Raw genomic sequence first — 6282 nt, forward strand, 5'->3', positions numbered from 1 at the left:
GGATTACTGGTACGGTGAGACGACGTCGACGAGGTCGCGGTGGCTCACCAGCATGCGCCGGCAGCAGTGGCGGTCGACCCCGAGGTCGTCGAGCACCTCGCCGGGGTCTTCGTCGCCCTCGCGAGCCCGCTCTTTGAACTCTTCCCAGTGTTCACCCACGACGTTGCCGCACGTGAAACACCGGACGGGGATCATCATGACTGGATCACCTCAGCGGTAGGACTTCTGGTAGCGAGCGCGCGCGCCGGGTCCGCCCCACTTCTTGGGTTCGGACTGGCGCACGTCGTTGACCAGCAGGGTGCGGTCGAAGCTCATGTACGCGTCCCGCAACTCGGCGTCGCCGAGGTGCTGGACGAGACCGCGCGCGATGGCGGTCCGCGTCGCGTCGGCCTGGCCGCTGAACCCGCCGCCCTCGACGTCGATGTCGATGTCGACGCCGTCGCGGAGGTCCTCGCCAGCGATGCGGAACGGCTCCAGCATCTTGAGCCGCGCCTGCTCCGGTTCGACCAGCTCGACTGGCTGGGAGTTGATGCGAACGCGACCCTCGCCCTCGCGCACCGTGGCGCGGGCGACGGCCGTCTTCTTCTTGCCTGAGGTGTTCGTTACCATGTGACGTTGGCTCCCAGAGACTCGGAGATCGATCCGAGCGTCGTGAATTTGATGTTCGAGAGGCGGTCGAGCGACGTGCCGTCGAGGACGACGCTCTCGACGTCCTCGTCGCGCTCGTAGGGGTTCCCGACGTACACGCGCACGTTCGAGAACGCCTCGCGACCGTCCTCGGACTTGTACGGTAGCATACCGCGGATGGCGCGCTTGAAGATGCGGTCGGGGCGCTTGGGGTAGTACGGCCCGCTGTCCGAGCCGAGCTCCGCGCGCTTGTGGTACGTCTCCATCGTCGCCTCCTCGTTGCCGGTGATGACGGCGCGCTCGGCGTTGACGACGGCGACGGTCTCCCCGGCGAGGGCGCGCTGGGCGACCTCCGAGGAGACGCGACCGAGGATACAGTCGCGGGCGTCGACGACGACGTCCGCGTCTATCTTCGCGAGACTCATCGGATGATCCTCACGTTGCTTCCTTCCGGGTTCTGTTCGACGTACTGTTCCAGCGTCACCGCTTCGCCGGTCTGGTCGATCTTCGTCCGGGCGGTCCCGGAGAAGTCGACCGCGGCGACGGTGACGTTCGTTTCGAGCACACCGCTGCCCAGCACCTTGCCGGGGACGACGACCGTCTCGTCTTCCTGAGCGTACCGCTCGATGCGGCCCAGGTTGACCTCAGCGTGCGTGCGCCGTGGCTTCTCTAGTCGATCGGCGACATCCTGCCACACGTTGGCACCGGAATCTCGCGAGACCGACTTCAGATCGGCGATGAGGTTCTGTAGTTTCGGGTTCGTCTTGCTACTCATAGCTGTCCCTCCTGAACGGAGAGTTCGTGGAAAACGGAGTGCAGGGAGCAGGATTTGAACCTGCGGACCTCTACAGGACAGCGCCCTGAACGCTGCGCCGTTGGCCTGACTTGGCTATCCCTGCGTGCACTCCTTCGTATTCCGGCTCCCTTCAAACCACTTTCGGTCCCGCCGTCCGTCGACGGCGCGGCGGCCGCCTCGGCGAGCGAGGCAGGCCGGCGGCTGTCGACGGGGGCGACGGTCAGGGGGTTGGTTCGAAGGGCCGTCATTTCCTTATACCGCGACTTTCGTCTGTAGTTCGTCCGCGCGCTCCTCGATGGTGTCGATCGCGCGGAGCAGCAGTTCCTCGACGTCGAACGAGCCGTCCGTCTCGATGTGGAAGACGAACGCGCCCGGCACGTCCTCGACCGCGACCTCCTTCCCGGGGAACCGTTCCGAGAGGTCGTTGTCGAAGTCGTCCGTGAGCTCGATCTCCCCGTCGGGCGTCTCGATGACGCCGCGGAGGATGTTCGGCTCGTCGTCGTCGAACTCGCCGCGGTCGCCTTCGACCGTGACGCGCTGGAGGTGGCGGTAGCCGACGGAAACGCCGCCCTGGTGTTTGGCGTGCTCCTTGCCGGTGTCGAGGACCGCGTCGGCCTCGAACTCCAACCGCTGTCCCTCCTTCAGCTCGATGATCGGCACGTTGTCGTCGGCGACCTCGACGAGCGGATCGCTGCACTCGATGTCGCCGGAGTACGCCGTCGCCGGCCCCTCGACGTCGAGCGCGAGTGTGACCTCGTCGCCGACCTCGAAGTCGTCGAGCGGCGTCGTCAGGGGGATGAGCCCCAGACGCAGGCCGATCATCTCGTCGAACATGACCGAGGAGTTCTCGACGAACCGGACGGTGTCGATCGAGAACGTCGGGACGTCGGCGATCATCGCCCGGCGGATGCCGTTGGCGAGCGCCGGCGTGAGCCCGCGGATGAGCACCCGCGCGCTGCGTTCGTCCCGTTCGACGTACTGGACGTCGAATTCGTCTTCGGTCATGTCAGACTCGCTTGTTCTTCGGTGCCTTCGTCCCGTCGTGCGGGATGGGCGTGACGTCCTCGATCCGGCCGATCTCGACGCCCGCACGCGAGAGCGCGCGGATCGTCGCCTGCGCACCGGGACCGGTGGACTTGTTGAGGTTGCCGCCGGGGCCGCGCACGCGAACGTGCACGCCCTCCAGCCCGGCGTCCTTGACGCGCTCGGCGACGACCTCCGCCATCTGCATGGCGGCGTACGGCGACGCCTCGTCGCGGTTCTGCTTCACCACGGTGCCGCCGGACGACTTGGCGATCGTCTCGGCACCCGTCTCGTCGGTGACCGTGATGAGCGTGTTGTTGAACGACGCGTACACGTGGGCGATGCCCCACTTTCCTCCGTCTTCGGATTCACTCATGATGTTACTCCTGTGACTCCGCGCGCTCGGGGTGGAGATCGTCCGCGAGCGGACTGTTCTCGTCGAAGGCGATGGCACCTTCGTCGTCGACGTCCACCTTCACCGACGGGCGCGTGACGCGAGCGCCGTTGACGGTGATGTGGCCGTGGACGATGAACTGGCGGGCCTGCTGGGTCGAGGAGGCGAATCCCTGGCGGTAGACGACCGTCTGGAGGCGACGCTCCAGGAGGTCGGTCACGTCGAGCGACAGGACCGTCGAGATGTCGTCGTTGTCGCCGAGGATGCCGATGCGGCGGAGCCGTGCGACGAACTCCGCGCCGGCGTCCTGGGCGGCGTCGACGTCGCCCTGCGCCTCGCCGAGCAGCCGTCGGGCCTCCCGGCGCATGTTGCGCAGCTCGGACTGGGCGCGCCAGAACTCCTCTTTGTTCTTCAGACCGTACCGCGAGAGGAGGTCGGACTCCTCGGCGATGCGCTCGCCTTGGTACGGGTGGTTCGGCGTCTCGTAGCCCTTGGTGTTTTTCCCGGTGCTCATTCGTCGTCACCGCCTTCGTTGTCGGCCATCTCCTCGCGGATCTCCTCGACGTTGACCCCGATGGTCCCCTCCGAGCGACCCGTGGACTTGGTGCGCTGGCCGCGGACCTTCTGTCCGCGCTTGTGACGCACGCCCTTGTACGATTCGATGATCTTCATCCGGTTGATGTCGTGGCGGCGCTTCTCGTCGACGTCGGTGCCGACGAGGTGCGTCGTCTCTCCGGTGAAGAAGTCGTTCTGTCTGTTCGTCATCCACGACGGGACGTGGTCTTCGAGGTTCTCGGCGATGTCGACCACCGCGTCGATGTCCTCCTCGTCGAGGAGCCCGAACGTGGCGCTTCGGTCCACGTCGGCCTTCTCGGCGACCAGCCGCGCCGTGCGCGTGCCGATGCCGTCGAGTTCGGACAGGCTTCGCTCGACCGTCTTCGTCCCGTCGAGGTCCGCGCCCCCGATCCGAACGAAGTACTGGAGGTCTTCCTCCTCCTCCGGCGAGTCGTCCTGTGATTCTTCCGTGCTCATGTGTTGGTTGTGGTGAGCCCTACCGGCGCGAATCCGGCGGTACTCGTCCGTTCGAGCGTTGCGGCGGGGATTCGAACCCCGGAGGCAGTGACGCCACAGAGTTAGCAACCCTGCGCCTTGGGCCAGGCTTGGCTACCGCAACCCGCGTTGTATCATCGCCCTCGCGGACTCGGGGCCCGACGCCCCTACAGTTCGTGCGTTCGTTACCTCCCGCTTTCAGTACTTAAACATCACGAATCGGTCGGGTCGCTGTGGGGAGTTCCCACGGTCGTCGTCGACGCCCTCGGGACGACGAGCCGGCAGTGCCGAACCGGTCGCGTCGGACCTCGGAAGCGTCGCATCGTCGGACCTCGGAAGCGTCGCGCCGTCGGATCCGGTACGCGTCGCGCCGTCGGGTTCCGTGAGGCGTACTGTTTAGTAGGTCCCGCGGGAGGGACCGAACATGAAGGCCGTTCAGTTCGGCGACCACGGCGACCGCGACGTGATCGAGTACGGCGAGTTCCCCGACCCCGAACCGGGTCGCGGCGAGGTGGTGATCGAGGTCAAGGCGGGCGCGCTGAACCACCTCGACATCTGGACGCGACGCGGGATGCCCGGCATCGACCTGGAGATGCCGCACATCCCCGGCAGCGACGCGGCGGGCGTCGTCGAGTCCGTCGGTGAGGGCGTGACGCGCTTCGAGCCGGGCGACCGCGTCGCTGTGAGCGCCGGCGTCTCCTGCGGGAACTGCGAGTTCTGTCGCAACGGCGAGGAGTCGCTTTGCGTCTCCTTCCACATCATCGGCGAGCACGTCCGCGGCGTCCACGCCGAGAAGGCGGTCGTCCCCGAGGCGAACCTCGTTCCGGTCCCCGACGGCGTCGACTGGGAAGTGGCCGGCTCCGCGTCGCTCGTCTTCCAGACCGCGTGGCGCATGCTCCACACGCGCGCCGACATCGAGGCGGGCGAGAAGGTGCTCGTCCTCGGTGCCTCCGGCGGCGTCGGCCACGCGGCCGTCCAGATCGCCGACCACGCCGGGTGTGAGGTGTTCGCGACCGCCTCGACCGAAGAGAAGCTCTCGCACGCCGAGAACTGCGGCGCGGACCACGTCATCGACTACGAGGCGAACGACTTCGCCGACGAGATCAGCGCCCGTACCGGCAAACGCGGCGTCGACGTCGTCGTCGACCACGTCGGCGAGGCCACCTACCCGGACTCGCTGAAGTCGATGGCGAAGGGCGGCCGACTCGTCACCTGCGGGGCGACGACCGGCGGGAACCCCGGTGCCGGGCTCAACCGCATCTTCTGGAACCAGCTGTCGGTGCTCGGCTCGACGATGGCGACGCCCGGCGAGGTCGACGACGTCCTGGAACTGGTCTGGGACGGCACCTTCGAACCCCGCGTCCGCGAGATCCTCCCGATGAGCGAGGCCGCGCGCGCACACGAGATGATCGAGAACCGTGAGGGCTTTGGCAAAGTGGTCGTAAAGCCCGACAGTGAGCTCTGAGACCGACGCCGGCGCGGACGAGGCCGCCGACGGCACCACCGACGGCGGCTACGTTCACGTCCCCGGAACCGAGGGCGACGGCGGGACGGACGACGCCGCGACCGACAGCGTCCGCGACCGCGACGCGCCCGACCCCGGCGACGGCCCGCGGAACGGGACGGCGTCGACCGACGACCCGACGGCCGACGGCTTCGGCCGCAAGGGGTGGGCGCTGACCGCCGTGCTGTTCACCTGCGTGCTGGTGATCCCGGGGATCATCTACGTCTACCCGTACGCCGCCGGCGCGTTCGGTCTCACGTTCTTCGCGACGTACCTCGCGCTCCCGCTCGTCCCCGCGCTCCTCCTCGGACTCGTCGCGGTCTGGTCGATGACGGCCGCGACTGCGGACGACGAGGCGTGAGGGACGGCAAGACGTGAACCGCTCTCGCCCGGCGGCCGCCCGCTCACCGGCCGGTCCCGCGCGAGGGCGAACGACAACGGTTTTGAACGACACCCGCGGAGTGAGGCTATGTTGATCACCGTCTCCGGCCCGCCGGGGAGCGGGAAGAGTACCAACGCCGTCCAGCTCGCGGACGCGCTCGGTCTCGGGCACGTCTCGGGCGGCGACATCTTCCGCGAGATGGCGGCCGAACGCGACATGACGCCCGTCGAGTTCAACGAGTTCGCCGAGGAGGACCCGCAGATCGACCGCGACCTCGACCGCCGGCTCCGCGAGATCGCCGTCGAGCGCGACGACGTCGTCCTCGAATCCCGGCTCGCCGGCTGGCTCGCGGCCGACCACGCGGACTTCCGGTTCTGGTTCGACGCCCCGCTTTCGGTCCGCGCGGAGCGGATCGCCGAGCGCGAGTCGAAGCCGGTCGACCGCGCGCGAACCGAGACGGAGCGCCGCGAGGCCTCCGAGCGCAAGCGGTACGAGGAGTACTACAA

Annotated in this window: 11 protein-coding genes and 2 tRNA genes; 3 read left to right on the forward strand and 10 right to left on the reverse strand. The window is 67.8% G+C overall.

Annotated features, from left to right (window positions below; all coding sequences use genetic code 11):
- Positions 1 to 3 precede the first annotated feature (3 nt).
- The 10 genes from C472_RS01720 to C472_RS01765 all read right to left on the reverse strand — a co-directional run bounded on the left by C472_RS01720 (position 4) and on the right by C472_RS01765 (position 4014).
- Complete coding sequence (locus tag C472_RS01720) at positions 4 to 198, reverse strand: DNA-directed RNA polymerase subunit N (RefSeq protein ID WP_006628058.1); 195 nt, start codon at positions 196 to 198, stop codon at positions 4 to 6.
- A 12-nt stretch (positions 199 to 210) separates the two neighbouring features.
- Complete coding sequence (locus C472_RS01725) at positions 211 to 609, reverse strand: 30S ribosomal protein S9 (protein WP_006628059.1); 399 nt, start codon at positions 607 to 609, stop codon at positions 211 to 213.
- Positions 603 to 1052, reverse strand: coding sequence for a 50S ribosomal protein L13 (locus C472_RS01730; protein WP_006628060.1), 450 nt, complete (start codon positions 1050 to 1052; stop codon positions 603 to 605). The genes C472_RS01725 and C472_RS01730 overlap by 7 nt, the downstream gene beginning before the upstream one ends.
- Positions 1049 to 1402 (reverse strand): 50S ribosomal protein L18e, encoded by a 354-nt coding sequence (locus C472_RS01735; protein WP_006628061.1) that lies wholly within the window; start codon positions 1400 to 1402, stop codon positions 1049 to 1051. Before C472_RS01735 ends, C472_RS01730 begins: the two co-directional genes overlap by 4 nt.
- Positions 1403 to 1441: 39 nt before the next feature.
- A tRNA-Leu gene (locus C472_RS01740) sits at positions 1442 to 1526 on the reverse strand.
- Between the two features lie 149 nt (positions 1527 to 1675).
- Positions 1676 to 2428 carry a DNA-directed RNA polymerase subunit D gene (locus C472_RS01745; RefSeq protein ID WP_006628062.1) on the reverse strand — a complete coding sequence of 251 codons (753 nt, stop codon included), beginning with the start codon at positions 2426 to 2428 and terminating at the stop codon, positions 1676 to 1678.
- A 1-nt stretch (position 2429) separates the two neighbouring features.
- Positions 2430 to 2822, reverse strand: a complete 393-nt coding sequence (locus tag C472_RS01750; RefSeq protein ID WP_004595254.1) for a 30S ribosomal protein S11 — start codon at positions 2820 to 2822, stop codon at positions 2430 to 2432.
- 4 nt (positions 2823 to 2826) lie between these two features.
- The gene (locus C472_RS01755; RefSeq protein ID WP_006628064.1) at positions 2827 to 3354 is read right to left on the reverse strand and encodes a 30S ribosomal protein S4; all 528 of its coding nucleotides are present in this window, start codon (positions 3352 to 3354) and stop codon (positions 2827 to 2829) included.
- Positions 3351 to 3872, reverse strand: a complete 522-nt coding sequence (locus tag C472_RS01760) for a 30S ribosomal protein S13 (protein WP_006628065.1) — start codon at positions 3870 to 3872, stop codon at positions 3351 to 3353. Before C472_RS01760 ends, C472_RS01755 begins: the two co-directional genes overlap by 4 nt.
- Before the next feature lie 56 nt (positions 3873 to 3928).
- Positions 3929 to 4014 (reverse strand) — tRNA-Ser (locus C472_RS01765).
- Positions 4015 to 4314: 300 nt separating this feature from the next.
- On the opposite strand from C472_RS01765, the gene C472_RS01770 reads away from it, so the two are divergent.
- From C472_RS01770 to cmk, 3 genes are all read left to right on the forward strand, one after another.
- Complete coding sequence (locus tag C472_RS01770; RefSeq protein ID WP_006628066.1) at positions 4315 to 5355, forward strand: zinc-binding dehydrogenase; 1041 nt, start codon at positions 4315 to 4317, stop codon at positions 5353 to 5355.
- Complete coding sequence (locus C472_RS01775; RefSeq protein ID WP_006628067.1) at positions 5345 to 5755, forward strand: hypothetical protein; 411 nt, start codon at positions 5345 to 5347, stop codon at positions 5753 to 5755. Before C472_RS01770 ends, C472_RS01775 begins: the two co-directional genes overlap by 11 nt.
- Before the next feature lie 108 nt (positions 5756 to 5863).
- On the forward strand, positions 5864 to 6282 hold a 419-nt coding region (gene cmk / locus C472_RS01780), incomplete at its 3' end, for a (d)CMP kinase (protein WP_006628068.1).

Origin of the sequence: Halorubrum tebenquichense DSM 14210 (assembly GCF_000337415.1) — an archaeon.
Taxonomy (GTDB): Archaea; Halobacteriota; Halobacteria; order Halobacteriales; family Haloferacaceae; genus Halorubrum; species Halorubrum tebenquichense.

Coding starts and splice junctions, on each gene's coding strand:
- C472_RS01720 (WP_006628058.1), bottom strand. CDS start 198: ATGATGATCCCCGTCCGGTGTTTCACGTGCGGCAACGTCGTGGGTGAA.
- C472_RS01725 (WP_006628059.1), bottom strand. CDS start 609: ATGGTAACGAACACCTCAGGCAAGAAGAAGACGGCCGTCGCCCGCGCC.
- C472_RS01730 (WP_006628060.1), bottom strand. CDS start 1,052: ATGAGTCTCGCGAAGATAGACGCGGACGTCGTCGTCGACGCCCGCGAC.
- C472_RS01735 (WP_006628061.1), bottom strand. CDS start 1,402: ATGAGTAGCAAGACGAACCCGAAACTACAGAACCTCATCGCCGATCTG.
- C472_RS01745 (WP_006628062.1), bottom strand. CDS start 2,428: ATGACCGAAGACGAATTCGACGTCCAGTACGTCGAACGGGACGAACGC.
- C472_RS01750 (WP_004595254.1), bottom strand. CDS start 2,822: ATGAGTGAATCCGAAGACGGAGGAAAGTGGGGCATCGCCCACGTGTAC.
- C472_RS01755 (WP_006628064.1), bottom strand. CDS start 3,354: ATGAGCACCGGGAAAAACACCAAGGGCTACGAGACGCCGAACCACCCG.
- C472_RS01760 (WP_006628065.1), bottom strand. CDS start 3,872: ATGAGCACGGAAGAATCACAGGACGACTCGCCGGAGGAGGAGGAAGAC.
- C472_RS01770 (WP_006628066.1), top strand. CDS start 4,315: ATGAAGGCCGTTCAGTTCGGCGACCACGGCGACCGCGACGTGATCGAG.